Raw genomic sequence first — 17,133 nt, 5'->3', positions numbered from 1 at the left:
GCTGGTTATGGACATACAATCACGACCGGCCACACATGGCACTCGGCGGCATTACGCCGATTCAGAAATTGGCCCTCGCCGCATAGCCTCTACTTCTGGTGCGCATCATTAATGGGGGGATTACCGCCCCATATTAGTTCGACTACCGGTTATTTGTTTTGATAACCGCCGTAATATTTGACGGGGCTCCACTCCGGCTGCACGTCGGGTACGGCCGGCGCCAATTGCTTGTACTCCGGCGCCGCGTACACCACCTTGCCGTTGACGATGGTCAGGCTGCTCTCCAGGTTCTTGATCTTCTCGACATCCATCGAGAAATAATCCTGCGGCAAAATCACCACGTCGGCATACTGGCCCTTGGCGAGGGTACCCTTGAGTTTTTCCTCGCCGCTCATCCACGCACTGCCCTGCGTCATCAGCTTCAGCGCCTGGTAGCGGCTCAGCACATCGCCCGGTTGCCACAGGCTCAGACCGCCCGCCGTCTTGCCCGTCACCGCCCAGTAGATCGACGGCCACGGCCCATAACTACTAACGCGCGTACCATCCGTCCCCAAGCCGACAGGAATCTTCATCTCCAGCATCTTCTTGATCGGCGGCATCTGACGGGTCTGGGCGCCGTACTGCTTCCAATACAGCTCGCCCTGGAAGTACATGCGGTTCTGCACGGCGATACCGCCGCCCAGCGCCTTCACGCGCGCCAGTTGCTTGTCGCTGATGGTCTCGGCGTGGTCGAAGAACCAGCGCAGGCCGTTCAGCGGCGTATCCTTGTTGACCTTTTCGATCACGGCCAGATCGCGGTCGATGCTCTCGTCATAGGTCGCGTGGATGCGGAACGGCCAGCGGTTCTTGATCAGCAGGCGCAGCACCGGCTCCAGTTCGCTTTCCATCTGCGCCGGCATGTTCGGGCGCGGCTCCAGGAAGTTTTCGAAATCGGCCGCGCTCCACACCAGGTTCTCGCCGCCGCCCTCGGTGTTGTAGCCGTTGGCGTAGAACAGGTGATCGTTCTTGTCCGGCTTGGTCTGCGTCAGCCAGCGCTGGTAGTCTTCCAGCTCCTTGCCCGGCTTTTGCGCGAACAGGTAATAGGAAGTGCGTACCGTCAACTTGCCGTTCTTGGCCAGCTCCAGGCTGACCGCGTAATCGTCCGGATAGGCCTGTCCACCGCCGCCGGCATCGATGGCGCTGGTCACGCCGAGCCGGTTCAACTCGTTGTAATACTGCTGCGTGGAGTTGATCTGCTGCTCGCGCGGCAGCACGTTGGTCTTGGCCAGGGTGGTGTACAGGATCATCGCGTTCGGCTTGGCGATCAACAGGCCGGTCGGCTTGCCGTCCGCGCCCAGCTCGACCACGCCGTCCTTGTACTTGGTGTCGGCGTTGTAACCCAGGGTGGCGATGCCCTTCTGATTGAGGAAACCCAGGCCGTACAGGTACAGCAGGAACACCGGTTTGTCCGGCACCGCCTCGTTGATTTCCGCCAATGTCGGCAAGCGCTTTTCCTCGAACTGGAATTCGTTCCAGCCGCCGACGACCTTGATCCAGGCGCCGTCCGGCGTGCGCGCGGCCTGCTCCTTGAGCATCTGCAGCGCCTTCTTCAGCGACGTCACGCCATCCCAGCGCAGTTCGGCGTTGTAGTTCAAGCCCTCGCGGATGATGTGCAGGTGGGAATCGTTAAGGCCGGGAATGACGGTCTTGCCGCCGGCGTCGATCAGCTGGGTGTTGGCCGATTTGAGTTTGAGGATGCTGGCATTGCTGCCGACGGCCTCGATCTTGCCGTCCTTGATGGCGAGCGCCTGGGCGAACGCGCCCTCTTTCGTCATCGTGGCGATCTTGCCGTTGGTGATGATCAGATCCGTGGCCGCCTGCGCCAAGGTGGACAAGCCGGCGGCGTGGATCAGGGTGACTGCAAAAGCGAGCTGCTTCAATTTCATCGTACTACTCCTAAAAAATAATGGGCCGGCGCGGTACGAATACCGCGCCGACCCACATCACAGGCCAACGAATCGAGCGAGCCCGGTTCGATTAGTCCTTGATGGCTTCGACCGCGAAGGTCAGGGTCACGTCGTCGCCGACGTTCGGTGCGTATTTGCCTGCGTTAAATTCGGTACGCTTGATGGTGGCGGTGGCGTTGGCGCCGCAAGCCAGTTTCTTCATCATCGGGTGGTCGGCGCATTTAAAACCGGTCACGGTCAGGGTCACCGGTTTGGTGACGCCCTTGATGGTCAGGTTGCCGTCGATGGTGGACGGCGCGTCGCCCTTGAAGTTGACCTTGGTCGACTTGTAGGTGATGGTCGGGAACTTGGCGGTGTCGAGGAAATCCTCGCCCTGGATGTGCTGGTCGAACAGTTTCGAGCCGGTATCGACTGATTTGGTGTCGATGGTCGCTTCCACCGAGCCGGTCTTGGCGGCGCGGTCGATCGTGATCTTGGCGCTGGTGTTGTTGAAGCGGCTCGTCTGCAGCGAGTAGCCGAAGTGGCTGTACGTGAAGCTCGAGAAGGTGTGGTTGGCGTCGGAAGAGAAGGTCTCCGGCGCGGCAAAGGCGGACATCGAGATACCAGCGGCGACCAGCAGGGCAAAGATTTTTTTCATTGTAGAACTCCAGAATGTTGACATACGGATGAGAACGCGACGGGGCTGGTTTTGTCAGCCCGTTAATGTTCCCGAGTGCGAACGATTATGCTCGCGACATCTAAAGTTGTAAAACGAAAAATTTACCGCGTTACTATCGATAAAATCGATCATAGCGGAGTTTGGCGGGATGCGAATCCGCCAAAAGACGGAGGGAGGAACGGAAACACATGGAACTCGCGGAAACACGTAGGGCGGATTAGCGAAGCGTAATCGGCCATGTGTGAGCCGCCAGCGACGCATACATGGCCGATTACGGCGTTCCGCCTAATCCGCCCTACGTGTCTCCAGAATTATGCTGCGGCCGCCTGTGCCGCCGGATGATGCAGGATACTACTTAACAACCGCTGCTCAAGCGCCGCGAAGGCGGCGTTGCCCCTCGCCCGTGGACGCGGCAGATCCACCTTCAAATCCAGCGTGATGCGGCCATCCTCGATCAGCACCACACGATCGGCCAGGGCCAGCGCCTCCTGCACATCGTGCGTCACCAGCACCGCCGTGAACCCGCGCTGCAACCACAACGCCTCGATCAACTGCTGCATCTCGATGCGCGTCAACGCATCCAGCGCCCCGAGCGGCTCGTCCAGCAACAGCAACTGCGGCTCATGCAGCAAAGCCCGCGCCAGCGCCACGCGCTGCCGCTGGCCACCCGACAGCTCCGCCGGCCAATCGTCGGCGCGTTCGGCCAGCCCCACCGTCGACAAGGTCGCCGCCGCCGCATTCAACGATCGCGGCAACCCAAGCGCCACATTCTCCAGCACCGTCTTCCAAGGCAACAGGCGCGCCTCCTGGAACATGATGCGGATGCTGGCCCCGATGGCGCCCTTGCCGATCGCGATGCTGCCCTCGTCGGCCGTCTCCAATCCCGCGATCGCCCGCAGCAGGGTGCTCTTGCCGCAACCGCTGCGCCCCACCACCGCGACAAACTCGCCGGGATGCAGCTCCAGCCGCACATCCTTCAACACCTCGCGCTCGCCGAAGGACTTGCTCAAGCCTTCCAGCGCCAGCGACACGCCCTGGCGCTTGGCCGGCGCCGGCGGCGGCGTGCTTTGCTTGCTCGCCCTGGACAGACCGGGGACATCGAATAACGCGGTCGAAATGTTCATCTCATTTGCTCCAACTTACTCCATCAAATCAACGGTAGGCGGGGTTCCAGCGCAGGAAGCGCTTTTCCAGGCCACGCGACAGCAGGTCGGCGGCCTTGCCCAACAACGCATATAACAGTATCCCGACCAGCACCACATCCGTTTGCAGGAACTCGCGGGCGTTCATCGTCATGTAGCCGATGCCCGCTTGCGCCGAAATCGTCTCGGCCACGATCAGCAGCACCCACACGAGGCCCAGCGAAAAACGCACGCCCACCAAGATTGACGGCAGCGCGGCCGGCAGGATCACGTCGCGGTACAGCGGCCAGCCGGACAAGCCGTAACTGCGCGCCATCTCGATCAACCCCTGGTCGGCCGAGCGGATGCCGTGGAAAGTGTTCAGATACACGGGGAAGAACACGCCCACCGCCAGCAGGAACAGCTTCGCGGTTTCGTCGATGCCGAACCACAGGATCACCAACGGTATCAGCGCCAGCGCCGGGATGTTGCGCACCATTTGCAGCGTGGTGTCGAGCAGCGTTTCGGCGCGGCGGAAGCTGCCCGTCAACAGGCCAAGGGCCAGACCCAGTCCCGCGCCGATGGCGAAGCCGCTGATGGCGCGCCACAAACTGGTGCGAAGGTGCACCCACAGTTCGCCCGATACCGCCAGCGTCCAGAAGGCCTTGGCGACAGCCCACGGCTCCGGCAGGATGCGGCTCGACAGCCAGCCCAGTTGCGAAGCAGTCTGCCAACCGGCGATCAGCAGCACCGGCAATATCCATGGCGCGAACGCGCTGCTCCGCTGCCGGCCACCAGCACCGCCGCTACTTTTACGCACGGGCGTGCGGGTGCTCTTGACCAAAGGTTGTGGTAAGACGGCCGCCATCTCAAGCCGCCTTCTTCGGCACGATATCGCTGGCCATCACTTCGCCGAAAGGTCCGCTCAGCGACTGTTCGCCCACGGCCTTGCCTTTGCCCAGCAACGGGAACACCAGCTCGGCGAAGCGGTACGACTCCTCCAGATGCGGGTAACCGGAAAAGATGAAGGTATCGATCCCCAGGTCGGCGTATTCCTGGATGCGCGCGACCACCGTCTCGGGATCGCCCACCAGCGCCGTGCCGGCGCCGCCGCGCACCAGGCCCACGCCGGCCCACAGGTTGGGCGAGACTTCCAGTTTGTCGCGGCGGCCGCCGTGCAGGGCGGCCATGCGCTGCTGCCCCACCGAATCCATTTTGCCGAACGCCGCCTGCGCCTTGGCGATGATGTCGTCGTCCAGATGGCTGATCAGTTCATCGGCGGCGCGCCACGCGGCTTCGTTGGTCTCGCGGACGATCACGTGCAGGCGGATGCCGAACTTCACGGTGCGGCCATGCTTGGCGGCGCGCGCGCGGATGTCGGCGATCTTCTCAGCGACGGCGGCCGGCGGTTCGCCCCAGCTCAGGTAGACGTCCATCTGTTCGGCCGCCAGTTCGTGCGCCGGCTCGGACGAGCCGCCGAAGTACAGCGGCGGATACGGCTTCTGCACCGCCGGATACAGCGTCTTGGCGCCCTTGACCTTGATATGCTTGCCTTCGAAATCGTAGCCGGCATCGCCGCCCTCGCCCGCCAGCGACGCGCGCCAGACGCGGATGAATTCATCCGATATCTCATAGCGCTTGGCGTGGTCGGCGTACAGGCCGTCGGCCTCCAACTCACCCTGGTCGCCACCGGTGACGACATTGATCAGCAGCCGGCCATTGGACAAACGGTCGAAGGTGGCGGCCATGCGTACCGCCAGGCCGGGCGTGGTGAGGCCGGGCCGGATGGCGACCAGGAACTTGAGCTTTTGCGTGACGCTGATCAGCGACGAGGCGACCACCCAGGCGTCCTCGCAGGAACGGCCTGTAGGCAGCAACACGCCGTCGTAGCCCAGCGTGTCGGCGGCGACCGCGCACTGTTTCAGATAGTCGGCATCGACCGGGCGAGCGCCCTTCGAGGTGCCGAGGTAGCGGCTGTCGCCGTGAGTCGGGATGAACCAGAAGATATTCAAAGACATGATGTACTCGATTCCTTTATTGCGCCGCCAGCTGTTTGGCCGGCAGTTGTGCGTCCTTGACCACGATAGGTTTCGGGATCAGTTTGAGACTGGAGAAGGCGTCGGCCAGCTTTTGCTGCTGTTGCAGCACGTCGGCGGTGATCGGCTTGACGCCGTAGGCGTAGCGGGAGGCCGCCAGCGCCACTACTTCCGTATCGAGCCCGGTCTGCGCCGACAGGATGGTGGCGACTTCCTTCGGATTCTTGGCGCCCCATTCGTCCACCTTGGCGATTTCCTCGATCACGATGCGGACCACTTCCTGGTTCTTCTCCGCATACGGACGCGCGGCCAGATAGAACTGGTGGTTGGCGACCAGGCCTTTGCCATCGGCCAGGACGCGCGCGCCCAACTGCTTCTCGGCGGCGGCCAGGAATGGATCCCAAATCGCCCACGCATCGACACTGCCGCGCTCAAACGCGGCGCGCGCGTCGGCCGGTGGCAGGAAGACGGTATCGATTTCCTTGTAGCCGATGCCCGCCTTCTCCAGCGCCTTGACCAGCAGGTAGTGCACGTTCGAGCCCTTGTTCAGCGCGACCTTCTTGCCTTTCAACTCGGCCAGGCTGCGGATCTTCGAATCCTTCGGCACCACGATCGCCTCGCTGGCGGGCGACGGCGGCTCGTTGCCGACATAAACCAGGTTGGCGCCGGCCGCCTGCGCGAAGATCGGCGGCGCTTCGCCAACGGTGCCGAAATCGACGCTGCCGACGTTCAAGCCCTCCAGCAGTTGCGGCCCGGCCGGGAATTCGGTCCATTTGACGGTGATGTTTTTGGCCGCCAGTCGCTGTTCCAACGTCCCGCGTCCTTTCAGCAGGGTCAGGGTGCCGTATTTCTGATAGCCGATCCGAAGTGTCTGCGCCTCCGGCTTGGCCTGCGCCGAGGCGACGGTCGGCGCGCCCGCCGCCATCACGCCGGCGGCGAACAACAGACCCAATGTGTAGCGGCGCGCGGCGCGTTTTTGTTCTATGCTCATGAATTCTTCCTTGAAAATCTACTTAGCTCGCCAGGCGCACCGGTTCGGCCTGCACAACATAGCTGTCGCCGATGCGGCCACTGAGCGCGTTCAAGCCTGCAGCCAAGGCCTCGACACCGGCTTGCACCCGCCAGGAAATCGCCTGATCCAGCGCCAGCCCGGAGCCCTCGACCCAGACCAGTTGTTGCGAAGTGGCGTAGACGCTGGTCAGCACGTGGCGCGCGTCCAGCGCGTGCAGCACCGGCCGCAGCGCGTAGTCCAGCGCCAGCATGTGCGACTGGCTACCGCCGGTGGCCAGGGGCAGCACCAGCTTGCCGGCCAGGCCATCCTGCGGCAGCAGGTCGAGGAAGGCTTTCAGAATGCCGGTGAAGGAAGCCTTGTAAACCGGCGTGGCGATCACCACGGCATCGGCGGCTGCGACGGCGGCCAGCGCGCGCTTGATCGCCAGGTCCGACGTATCGGCATGCAGCAGCGACTGTGGCGGCAGGTCGCGCACTTGTAGTTTGGTATAGCGATGGCCGTGCAAGGCCAGTTTTTCGCCGACATGATCCAGCAAACGGCCGGTGCTCGATGTCGCCGCAGGGCTGCCGCCTAAAAGAAGAATGCTCATGCTCTGGTCCCTATTGATGTTGTGGCGACCAGAATAGATGCGCATCATTGAAATCAAAACGAATAGTTTTACACTTTGATATTCGGATTACGTTCCATGATTTTTTCAAATAAGGTAAATTGAATTTCTTCCACCCCATCTACACCATAGTTTCAGGACCTGAAATGGAAAGAACACTACTTCACTGGCTGGACCAAACCGATATCGCATATCACTTGGCCGAACATCCGCCTGTGCACACGATCGAAGAGGCGCTCGCCGCCGCCCCCTCGATGCCTGGCTTGATGACCAAGAACATCTTCGCGCGCGATGCCGGCGGAAAAAGGCACTTCCTGATCATCGTTCCATTCAATAAGCGTATCGACCTTTCCGAACTGGCACGCGTGCTGCCATCGACAAAACTCGGCATGGCTTCGCCGGAGCGGCTAATGAAGCACCTGGGTGTCATGCCCGGGTCGGTCAGCATCCTCGCGCTGATCAACGACAGCGACGGCGCGGTGGAAGCGGTGATCGACAAGGCGGTGTGGGACGCCGCGGCCGTCCAGGCGCATCCGCTGCGCAACACGGCCACGGTATCCATGAGCCACGAGACGCTGGAACGGTTCCTGGAGTACACCGGTCATCTGCCGCGCGTACTGGAGGTTCCAGGCCAGCTGACATCCTGACTCGACTCATAGACAATTTTCCGCATAAGGAAAGCCGGATTTCTTCGTGTACGGCTTAAGGGCGCGGGTGCAATACTGACGGCACCGATACCCTCAAACGGACATACCATGTCTAAAGCTTTACTCAAAACGGCGGCGCATCCGGCACAGGACGCGGCACCGGACCCGCTGGACGTCGCCACCGATCTGGCGAAACGACTGGCGGAAACAGCCAACGCCCGCGACCAGGCCGGCGGCCATGCCGCGCAGGAGCGCGAATGGATACGCGACTCCGGCCTGCTCACACTATCCATCCCCACCGCTTTCGGCGGCCAGGGCGCGGACTGGCCGACGGTCTACCAGGTGATACGCATCGTGGCCCGCGCCGACAGCGCGCTGGCACATGTACTCGGCTTCCACTATCTGCAACTGGCGGGCGTCGACCTGTATGGCACGCCGCAGCAGCAACGCCGCTTCCTGACGCAGACCGTGGAGCAGAATCTTTTCTGGGGTAACGCGCTCAATCCGCTGGACCGCCGCACCACGGCGGTGGAGGCCGATTATGGCTTCGTGCTCGATGGCGTCAAGAGTTTTTCGTCCGGCTCCGTGGGCTCCGACTGGCTGACCATCTCGGCCTGGCATGCGGAGACTGAAACCGCCTTGATCGGTGTGCTGCCGACGCGCCAGGAAGGCGTGTCCGTTCAAGCCGACTGGGACGCCTTCGGCCAGCGCCAGACCGACAGCGGCAACGTCCACTTCAACCAGGTCGCGCTGCCGTCGACGCAAGTGCTGCAGGCGCCGGGCCATACGCCGACCGCGAGGGCGACCTTGCGCTCGCAGATCGCGCAGCTGATCATGGCTAATCTTTACCTCGGCATCGGCGAAGGCGCCTTCGAGGCGGCGCGGGCCTATATATTGAACGAGGCGCGGCCATGGTTCGCCTCCGGCGCGGCGTCGGCCGCCGCCGATCCGCTGATACAGCACCGTTTCGGCCAGTTGTGGCTCAAGCTGCGCCCTGCCGCGGTGCTGGCCGACCACGCGGCGCGGGAACTGGACCGGCTGTCCCGGCTGGGGAGCGCGGTCACCGCCCGCCAGCGCGGCGAACTGGCCGTCGCCGTGGCCGAGGCCAAGGTGCTGGCCCACACCGCCGGCATCGACGTCAGCAACCAGATGTTCGAATTGACGGGCGCCCGCTCGACCTCCGCCCGCTACGGCTACGACAGATTCTGGCGCAACGTCCGCGTCCACACCCTGCACGACCCGGTCGATTACAAGATCCGCGATCTCGGACGCTACGCGTTGGATGACACCATACCCGAACCAACCGCCTACTCCTGATATCGCTGATGACGACTCCATTGATTAACATTACCCACGCGAGCAAAACCTTCGCGCTGCCCGATGGCGGCGCGTTCCACGCCGTGCGCGACGTCTCGCTGTCGGTAGACCCGGGCGACATCTTCGGCTTGATCGGCAAGAGCGGCGCCGGCAAATCCACGCTGCTACGCCTCATCAACCTGCTCGAACGCCCCGACCAGGGCCTGATCGAAGTCGATGGCCGCGAGCTGACGTCATTGAACAAGCGCGATCTGCGCGACGCCCGTCGCAACATCGGCATGATCTTCCAGCAGTTTAATCTGCTGCAGAACGCCAGCGTGTTCGACAACGTCGCCTTCCCCTTGCGCATCCACGGCGGGCTGACGGCCGAACGCATTACCGCCCGCGTCAACCAATGCCTGGAGCTGGTCGAATTGGGCGGAAAGTCGGCCAGCTATCCGGCGCAGCTTTCCGGTGGCCAGAAACAGCGCGTCGCCATCGCCCGCGCTCTGGCCAGCGGACCGGCCGTTCTGCTGTGCGACGAGCCGACTTCCGCGCTGGACGCCGAGACCACGCGCGCCCTCCTCTCCACGCTGCGCGACATCAACCACAGACTGGGCGTCACCATCGTGATCGTCAGCCACGAGTTGTCGGTGATCGGCGAAATCTGCAACCGCGTCGCCGTCATCGAGGACGGCGCCATCGCCGAACAATTCGCGCTGGACGACGCGGCCAGTCTGACGGTCCCGCGCAAAACGGCGCTGGGCCGCGAGCTGGCGCAGCACGGCGCGGCCGCCTTGGGTATCGCCGATGCCGCCTCGCGCGCCATCGCGGCCAGCCGGGAGAGCGCCCATGTTTGAATCCATCAGCGCCCTTAGCGTGTCGGCCGTCAACATCATCGCCATGCTGCCCGAAATGTGGACCGCCCTGGGCCAGACCTTGACGATGCTGGGCATCGGCCTGTCGGCGGCGGTGCTGATCGGCGGCCCGCTCGGCATCCTGCTGTTCCTGGTCGCCGACGGCCAGTCGCTGCAAAACCGTCCCGCCGCGCTGGTGCTGGGCTGGTTCGTCAATACGGTGCGCTCCTTCCCCTTCATCATCCTGCTGGTGGCGCTGGTGCCGTTCACCCGCATCATCGCCGGCACCTCGATCGGACCGCTGGCGGCCGCAGTGCCGCTGTCGTTCGCCGCCATCCCCTACTTCGCCCGCATGGTGGAGCAGAACCTGCGCGAAGTGCCGCGCGGCGTCGTCGAGGCGGCGCATGCGATGGGCGCGTCGGAACTGCAGATCGTGCTGCGCGTGCTGCTGGTCGAAGCGCGCTCCGGACTCGTTCTGGCACTCACCGTACTGTCGATCAGCTTCCTGTCCTATTCCGCCGTGGCCGGCGTGGTGGGCGGCGGCGGCATCGGCGACCTGGCGATCCGCTACGGCTACTACCGCTTCGAAACCGACATCATGGTCGCCACCGTCGCCATCCTGATCGTCATGGTGCAGCTGATCCAGTTCACCGGCAACCGCATCGCCAAACGTATCGATAAACGCTAGAGGAAAACAATATGAAAACCCCGAATCGCCGCCAACTGCTGCTGGCAGCCCTGTTCATCGCCACCGGCGCCAATATCGCCCACGCCAAGGACCCGAAGGAACTGGTGATCGGCACCAGCGCCGGTCCGTACGCGGACCAGGTCAAGCTGGGCATCAAGCCTATCCTGGAAAAACAGGGCTACAAGGTCAAGCTGGTGGAGTTCAACGACTACATCCAGCCCAACTTCGCGCTGGCCGAAGGTTCGCTGGACGCCAACATCTTCCAGCACATTATCTACCTCACCAAATTCTCGACGGAGCACAAGCTGCAGCTGACCGAATTGGTGAAAGTGCCCACCGCCCCCATCGCCATCTACAGCAAAAAGCACAAGACGCTCAACGATGTGAAGGAAGGCACCACCGTGGCGCTGCCCAACGACCCGACCAACCAGGCGCGCGCGCTGGTGCTGCTGGATCAACTGGGCTGGATCAAGCTGCGCGACAAGTACGATCCGGTGCGGGCGTCGGAGAAGGACATCGCCGCCAACATCAAGAAGATCAAGCTGATACCGCTGGAGGCGGCGCAGTTGCCACGGTCGCTGCAGGACACGGACTACTCCTTCGTCAACGGGAACTACGCGCTGGCCTCCGGCCTGAAGCTGAAGGATGCGCTGAAGACCGAGAAGATCTCGCCGAACTACGCCAATCTGGTGGCCGTGCGCACGGCCGACAAGGATAAGCAGTTCGCCAAGGACATCGCGGCCGCCTACCGCTCGCGCGAATTCCTGGAGGTGACCAACAAGCACTTCGCCGATTACGCCAAGACCGACTACCAACTGGCGCTGGAAGCCGGCGGCAAGCCCGCCTCCGGAAAATAATGAGCAAGCCGATACGCTTCAACGCCTTCCAGATGCACACGGTGAGCCACCAGTCGCCGGGGCTGTGGACGCATCCTCGCGACAACGGCCACCGCTACACCGATCCTGATCACTGGACCGAACTGGCGCGGCTGCTGGAGGCGGGCCGCTTCGATGCGGTCTTCCTGGCCGATGTGCTGGGCGCCTACGATGTGTATGAGGGCAGCGCCGACGCCGCCCTGCGCCACGGTGTGCAGGCGCCGCTGAACGATCCGCTGGCGTTGGTGCCGCTGATGGCGCAGGCGACCACGCACCTGGGCTTCGGCGTGACATGCGCGCTGACGTACGAGCATCCCTACACCTTCGCGCGCCGCATCTCGACGCTCGATCACCTCACGCGCGGCCGTATCGGCTGGAATATCGTCACCGGCTACCTGGATAGCGCGGCGCGCAACCTGGGACTGAACCAGCAACTGGGCCACGACGAACGTTACGACCTGGCGGACGAATATATGGATGTCGTTTACAAGTTATGGGAGAAGAGCTGGGAGGACGACGCCGTCGTCAATGACAAGGAACGCGGCGTGTATGCGGAGCCATCGCGCGTGCATCCGATCAACCACGCGGGGCGGCACTACAAGGTGCCGGGTTTCCATCTGTGCGAGCCTTCGCCGCAACGCACACCACTGCTGTACCAGGCCGGCACGTCCCCGCGCGGCACGGCGTTCGCGGCCAGGCATGCCGAGTGCACGTTTGTCAGTGGTCCCAGCAAGCAGGTGGTGAAAAAGTATGCCGACGATCTGCGCGCGGCGGTGCGCGCGGCGGGGCGCGATGGCGATGAATTGAAAATCTACGCGCAGGCGCTGATCGTCACCGCGCCGACAGAAGCGCAGGCGCGGGCCAAACATGAAGAATATCGCCGGCATATCGATATCGAGGCTGCGCTGGCGCTGCTGTCCGGCTGGACCGGCGTGGACTTCAGCCGCTTCGCACTCGACGCGACGATCGAATACATCGACTCGGACGCCGGACGTTCGGCGCTGGCGTCATTCAGCCAGGCGGACCCGGACCGCAAGTGGACGGTGCGCGAAGCGGCGGAATTCATCGGCCTTGGCGGACGCGGACCGGTACTGGTCGGCGATCCGGCGCAGGTGGCCGATCAACTGGAGGCATGGCAGGACGAGACGGGAATCGACGGCTTCAATCTGGCGTTCGCGGTGGCCCACGAGAGCATGCGCGACGTGGTGGAGCTGATCGTGCCGGAACTGCAGCGGCGCGGCCGCTATCGCAAGGAATATACGCCCGGCACCTTGCGCGAACAGGTGTTCGGACAAGGGCCGCGGCTTGCGCCGACGCACACCGGCCGGCAAGTCCGGATCGACGCTGCGCCTTTGAAGTCGGCCGCCTAACCCGCACTGCCAGGCGGGGTCGTACCCAAAGGGTACGACCCCCAAGTGATGGCGCATGCGTATCGCTAAAAAGGAGTTGGGTCTAATCGTTACGCATCTGCGCCTGCGAGACATTGCTGCCCGCCGGGACACTCTGCGTGAGCCACACATTGCCGCCGATGGTGGAACCGGCGCCGATGGTGATGCGGCCCAAAATCGTCGCGCCGGCGTAGATGACCACGTCGTCCTCCACCACCGGATGGCGCGGCACGCCCTTGATCAGCATGCCCTTGTCGTCGGCCGGGAAGCGCTTGGCGCCCAGTGTCACGTGCTGGTACAGGCGCACGCGCTGGCCGATGATGGCTGTCTCGCCGATCACCACGCCCGTGCCGTGGTCGATGAAGAAGCTGCCGCCGATCTGCGCGCCGGGGTGGATGTCGATACCGGTCAGCGAATGGCCGATATCGGAAATCAGGCGCGCCAGGAACGGCGACCCGAGGCGATGCAGGCTATGCGCCAGGCGGTAGTACAGGATCGCTATCGTGCCGGGATAGCACAACATGATCTCCGCCACCGACGTCGCCGCCGGGTCGCCGGAAAACGCCGCTTGCACGTCGGAGACCATCAACGCGCGGATGGCCGGCAGGCCGGCCGCGAACTCGCGCGTGATGGCGTGCGCGCAGCGCGTCAGCTTTTCCTCGTCGACGACCGCTTCCTCGCACGAAAACTGCAAGCCCCGCCGAACCTGCTCGGTCAGGCGGTTCAACGTGGTGTTGAGCGTGTCGCCGACAAAATAGTCGATGCTTTCGTCGGTCAGGTTCGGCCGGCCGTAGTGGGTGGGGAACAGGACCGCCGACAGGCCGTTGACGATGATCGTGAGCGCCTCCCGCGACGGCAGCTCCCTGACCTTGCCGTGATGGCGGATATTGTGGGTCGCCTCGCGCGAGACGCGCAGTTGTTCGATGACGCTGTCCAGGTTCCAGTGCGACGGCTTCACGCCGGTTCCGTCAAAAGTATCGATGGTCATGATGTCTCAGATATATAGGAATAGAAAACGAGGAATACAAACACAGAAACGCGGGCGCAATTACCCACTCTATAGCTTAGCAACCCTGCTTTCAGATAAGAACGAAGCTTTTTGCGCTTCAATATGCGGCAATCGCATATCGCGTAAAATGCCGGGTCTAACGAACAATACGCCTTTCATGAATATTTTGCTGACACTGCTGCTGGCCGGCCTGACCATGGTCGGGCCGCTGGCCATCGACACCTATCTGCCCTCCTTCCCGGCCATCGCCCAGACCTTCGACGCCAGTCCGCTGATCATCCAGCAGACCTTGAGCATGTTTCTGTTCTGCTTCGCCTTCATGATGCTGTTCTACGGCACGCTGTCGGACTCCTTCGGCCGCCGCCCGGTGATCCTGATTTCGCTGGTGCTCTACGTCGCCGCCTCGATCGGCGCGGCGATGGCGCCATCGATCGGCGTCCTGCTGGCCTGCCGCGTGGTGCAGGGCCTGGCCGCCGGCGCCGGCTCGGTGGTGGGCCGCGCCATCGTCATGGACCGATTCTCCGGCGCCGAGGCGCAGAAGATTTTGGCCCATATCATGATGGTGTTCGGTTTGGCCCCGGCCATCGCGCCGGTGCTGGGCGGCTGGTTGCAGGTCGGTTTCGGCTGGCGCTCGGTGTTCTGGTTCCTCGCGGCCTTCGGCATTCTGATGTTCATCGCCGTGCAGCGCGCGCTGCCGGAAAGCCTGGCCGTCAAGGACCGCCATCCGTTCCACCTTGGACCGATCGCAAGAAACTACTGGAAGGTGCTGTGCCACCACCACTTCCTGCTGCTGTCGATCGCGGTGGGCATGTGCTTCGCCGGTGTGGCGCTGTATATCGGCTCGGCCGCCTACTTCGTCATGAACATTTTGCATTTGCCGGAAACGGCGTTCGCGTGGATGTTCGTGCCGCTGATCGGCGGCATGGTGGTGGGATCGGCGCTGTCGGGCAAATTCGCGCATAAATTCGCGCGCAAGACGCAGGCGTGGATGGGTTTTGCCGTGATGATCGCGGCGGGCCTGATCAATGTCGCCTACAACTACTATTATGTGGCGGCTGTGCCTTGGGCGGTCATGCCGCTGTTTATCTACTCGTTCGGACTGGCGCTGGCCATGACGCCGTTGTCGATGATCGCGCTGGACTACTTCCCCAACAACAGCGGGCTGGCGTCGTCGATGCAGTCGTTTATCCAGATGCTGTTGTTCGCGCTGGTGTCGGGATTGGTGGCGCCGCTGCTGTTCGACAGCGCCTTGAAGCTGGCGTGGGGCGTGCTTGCCAGTTTGGTGGTGAGCGTGATCGCGTGGCTGCTGGCGCAAACCGGCAAACCGGTGACGCATTAGAGGGGCGCGCGCCGTCGGACCGCAACGCATGAAACACACGGAAACACGTAGGGCGGATTAGCGAAGCGTAATCCGCCACTGCATGCGCGCCACGGTCACCCGATCAAGGCCACGGCGCCGGATTCAAATTCACATACTGCGCCCCGCCCTGCTCCGGCTCCCGGTCCGCCGGCAGCCCGCCCGGCGCCTGCGCCGGATTGCGCAAACCCAGTATCTCCTTGCGCGACTCGACAAAATCGGCGCTGGTCAGCGGATTTTCCTTATCCGGCCAATTCTCTTCCGCCCACCGCTGCAGTTCCTCAAATCGCTGCCAAAGTTCGTTGACGAACTGGCGGCGCGTATCTTCGTTGACCATGATTTCTCCTTGATTAAGCCTAAGTCTGCGTTCCCTGCAAGCTATCGTCGGTGCGCCCACGCACGAATATACATCCGCGGTTAGAATAGCGCCTTAAACTGCTTTAACGACCCATCAATGCGACTGACCTCTTTTACCGACTATTCGCTGCGGACGCTGCTCTTCCTCAGCGCGAACCGGGATCGCCTGGTCACCATCCAGGATATCGCCGACCTGCACGTGATCTCGAAAAACCATTTGATGAAAGTGGTCTATCAGCTGGGGCAATCCGGGCTGGTTGAGACGGTGCGCGGCCGCAACGGGGGTCTGCGCCTTGGCAAAGAGCCGAAGGACATCAACATCGGCGCGCTGGTGCGGGCCACCGAGACGGATTTTTTCATGGCCGAGTGCTTCGACCGCGCCAACGATACCTGTCCGCTGACGCCCGACTGCCGCCTCAAACATACGCTCAACGACGCCACCAAGGCCTTCCTCGACGTCCTGGATAAACAGACCCTGGCCGACATGCTGCCGGCCGATCCGGCCAGCTCCAACATCAAACCGGTGCGCATCATGCGCGGCGCCGCCAGCCAGGAATAAATCCGTCCGTCAGGCCGCGTCCTGCGTCAACTGCGGCAGGGACGCCATCAGATCCGAAAAACGCTGCCCCTGTATCATCACGTGATCGCGCAGCAGCCGCGCCGCCAGCTCGCCGTCGCCGGCCACGATAGCCTGCACCACCCCGTCATGCTCGCGATAGGAATTGGCCAGCCGGTCGCGCACGCGCAGCTGCAGACGGCGGTAAGGCCGCAGGCGCCGGTACAGATTACGCGTCTGCTCGATCAAAAACTGATTATGGCTGCCGGCGTAGATCGCCTCGTGGAACACTTCGTTCTTGTAGTAGTAATCATCCGGCTCGTGCGCCTGCATCGCCGCCTGGCAGGCCTCATGGGCCGCCAGCAAAGCCTTCTGCTCTTCCGGTGTCATGCGCCGCGCCGCCAGCCGGCCGCAGGTCGACTCCAGTTCCGACATCACCTCGAACATCTCCACCAGCTGCTGCGGCCCCAGTTCGGCCACGATGGCGCCGCGCCGCGGACGTATCACCACCAGCCCCATTGAGGCCAGCTGTATCAGCGTTTCGCGGATTGGCGTGCGCGAGACGCCAAAGCGCGTCGCCAGTTCTGTTTCGTCCAGATGCTGGCCGGGTTTGAACACCCCGACCGCGATCATTTCTTCGATTTGTTCGCGCAAGCTTGCGGAATGGTTAGTCATGGGTGCGGTGCCTTCCGAAATACAGGCGTTCATTATAAATGCGAATTT

The 17,133-nt window shown here is 62.9% G+C and carries 19 protein-coding genes; 9 read left to right on the top strand and 10 right to left on the bottom strand.

Annotation, left to right across the window (positions count from 1 at the left end; all coding sequences use genetic code 11):
- Window positions 1-86, top strand: an 86-nt coding sequence (locus tag MRBLMU1_RS10495; protein WP_161052062.1) for an integrase core domain-containing protein, incomplete at its 5' end; no start/stop codon positions are given.
- A 63-nt stretch (window positions 87-149) separates the two neighbouring features.
- Here MRBLMU1_RS10495 and MRBLMU1_RS10490 read toward each other — a convergent pair.
- From MRBLMU1_RS10490 to ssuE, 7 genes are all read right to left on the bottom strand, one after another.
- Window positions 150-1,925 carry an amidohydrolase gene (locus MRBLMU1_RS10490; protein ID WP_363500632.1) on the bottom strand — a complete coding sequence of 592 codons (1,776 nt, stop codon included), beginning with the start codon at window positions 1,923-1,925 and terminating at the stop codon, window positions 150-152.
- A gap of 91 nt (window positions 1,926-2,016) precedes the next feature.
- Window positions 2,017-2,583: a YceI family protein gene (locus MRBLMU1_RS10485; RefSeq protein ID WP_363500629.1), complete on the bottom strand. Its 567-nt coding sequence runs from the start codon at window positions 2,581-2,583 to the stop codon at window positions 2,017-2,019.
- A 332-nt stretch (window positions 2,584-2,915) separates the two neighbouring features.
- Entirely contained in the window at window positions 2,916-3,728 is an 813-nt protein-coding gene (locus tag MRBLMU1_RS10480; RefSeq protein WP_363500626.1) for an ATP-binding cassette domain-containing protein, read from the bottom strand.
- Between the two features lie 28 nt (window positions 3,729-3,756).
- The gene (gene ssuC, locus MRBLMU1_RS10475; RefSeq protein WP_363500623.1) at window positions 3,757-4,593 is read right to left on the bottom strand and encodes an aliphatic sulfonate ABC transporter permease SsuC; all 837 of its coding nucleotides are present in this window, start codon (window positions 4,591-4,593) and stop codon (window positions 3,757-3,759) included.
- 1 nt (window position 4,594) lies between these two features.
- Window positions 4,595-5,737, bottom strand: a complete 1,143-nt coding sequence (gene ssuD / locus MRBLMU1_RS10470; protein WP_363500653.1) for an FMNH2-dependent alkanesulfonate monooxygenase — start codon at window positions 5,735-5,737, stop codon at window positions 4,595-4,597.
- A 22-nt stretch (window positions 5,738-5,759) separates the two neighbouring features.
- Window positions 5,760-6,752: a sulfonate ABC transporter substrate-binding protein gene (locus MRBLMU1_RS10465; RefSeq protein ID WP_414646057.1), complete on the bottom strand. Its 993-nt coding sequence runs from the start codon at window positions 6,750-6,752 to the stop codon at window positions 5,760-5,762.
- Between the two features lie 22 nt (window positions 6,753-6,774).
- Complete coding sequence (gene ssuE / locus MRBLMU1_RS10460; protein ID WP_363500620.1) at window positions 6,775-7,362, bottom strand: NADPH-dependent FMN reductase; 588 nt, start codon at window positions 7,360-7,362, stop codon at window positions 6,775-6,777.
- Window positions 7,363-7,526: 164 nt separating this feature from the next.
- Here ssuE and MRBLMU1_RS10455 point away from each other — a divergent pair, with 164 nt between their 5' ends.
- From MRBLMU1_RS10455 to MRBLMU1_RS10430, 6 genes are all read left to right on the top strand, one after another.
- Window positions 7,527-8,027: a prolyl-tRNA synthetase associated domain-containing protein gene (locus tag MRBLMU1_RS10455; RefSeq protein WP_363500617.1), complete on the top strand. Its 501-nt coding sequence runs from the start codon at window positions 7,527-7,529 to the stop codon at window positions 8,025-8,027.
- A 108-nt stretch (window positions 8,028-8,135) separates the two neighbouring features.
- Window positions 8,136-9,344, top strand: a complete 1,209-nt coding sequence (locus MRBLMU1_RS10450) for an acyl-CoA dehydrogenase family protein (protein ID WP_363500614.1) — start codon at window positions 8,136-8,138, stop codon at window positions 9,342-9,344.
- A gap of 8 nt (window positions 9,345-9,352) precedes the next feature.
- Window positions 9,353-10,183, top strand: coding sequence for a methionine ABC transporter ATP-binding protein (locus tag MRBLMU1_RS10445; protein ID WP_363500611.1), 831 nt, complete (start codon window positions 9,353-9,355; stop codon window positions 10,181-10,183).
- A complete protein-coding gene (locus MRBLMU1_RS10440) occupies window positions 10,176-10,868 on the top strand; it encodes a methionine ABC transporter permease (protein ID WP_363500608.1) in 693 nt (230 codons plus the stop codon). The genes MRBLMU1_RS10445 and MRBLMU1_RS10440 overlap by 8 nt, the downstream gene beginning before the upstream one ends.
- An 11-nt stretch (window positions 10,869-10,879) precedes the next feature.
- Complete coding sequence (locus MRBLMU1_RS10435) at window positions 10,880-11,725, top strand: MetQ/NlpA family ABC transporter substrate-binding protein (RefSeq protein WP_363500605.1); 846 nt, start codon at window positions 10,880-10,882, stop codon at window positions 11,723-11,725.
- Entirely contained in the window at window positions 11,725-13,113 is a 1,389-nt protein-coding gene (locus tag MRBLMU1_RS10430; RefSeq protein ID WP_363500602.1) for an LLM class flavin-dependent oxidoreductase, read from the top strand. The genes MRBLMU1_RS10435 and MRBLMU1_RS10430 overlap by 1 nt, the downstream gene beginning before the upstream one ends.
- An 82-nt stretch (window positions 13,114-13,195) precedes the next feature.
- Here the strand turns inward: MRBLMU1_RS10430 and epsC are convergent, their stop codons facing one another.
- Window positions 13,196-14,119 (bottom strand): serine O-acetyltransferase EpsC, encoded by a 924-nt coding sequence (gene epsC, locus MRBLMU1_RS10425; protein ID WP_363500599.1) that lies wholly within the window; start codon window positions 14,117-14,119, stop codon window positions 13,196-13,198.
- 178 nt (window positions 14,120-14,297) lie between these two features.
- Here epsC and MRBLMU1_RS10420 point away from each other — a divergent pair, with 178 nt between their 5' ends.
- Window positions 14,298-15,479 carry a multidrug effflux MFS transporter gene (locus MRBLMU1_RS10420; protein WP_363500596.1) on the top strand — a complete coding sequence of 394 codons (1,182 nt, stop codon included), beginning with the start codon at window positions 14,298-14,300 and terminating at the stop codon, window positions 15,477-15,479.
- 103 nt (window positions 15,480-15,582) lie between these two features.
- Here the strand turns inward: MRBLMU1_RS10420 and MRBLMU1_RS10415 are convergent, their stop codons facing one another.
- Window positions 15,583-15,834, bottom strand: a complete 252-nt coding sequence (locus tag MRBLMU1_RS10415) for a hypothetical protein (protein ID WP_363500593.1) — start codon at window positions 15,832-15,834, stop codon at window positions 15,583-15,585.
- Between the two features lie 117 nt (window positions 15,835-15,951).
- Here MRBLMU1_RS10415 and MRBLMU1_RS10410 point away from each other — a divergent pair, with 117 nt between their 5' ends.
- The gene (locus tag MRBLMU1_RS10410) at window positions 15,952-16,413 is read left to right on the top strand and encodes an RrF2 family transcriptional regulator (protein ID WP_363500590.1); all 462 of its coding nucleotides are present in this window, start codon (window positions 15,952-15,954) and stop codon (window positions 16,411-16,413) included.
- 9 nt (window positions 16,414-16,422) lie between these two features.
- Here MRBLMU1_RS10410 and MRBLMU1_RS10405 read toward each other — a convergent pair whose 3' ends face one another.
- A complete protein-coding gene (locus tag MRBLMU1_RS10405) occupies window positions 16,423-17,085 on the bottom strand; it encodes a GntR family transcriptional regulator (protein WP_363500587.1) in 663 nt (220 codons plus the stop codon).
- Between the last annotated feature and the right edge of the window lie 48 nt (window positions 17,086-17,133).

The sequence above is a fragment of the Burkholderia sp. LMU1-1-1.1 genome (genome assembly GCF_040675865.1).
Classification (GTDB): Bacteria; Pseudomonadota; Gammaproteobacteria; order Burkholderiales; family Burkholderiaceae_D; genus Rugamonas.
This window is presented reverse-complemented; position numbering and strand designations above follow the sequence as displayed.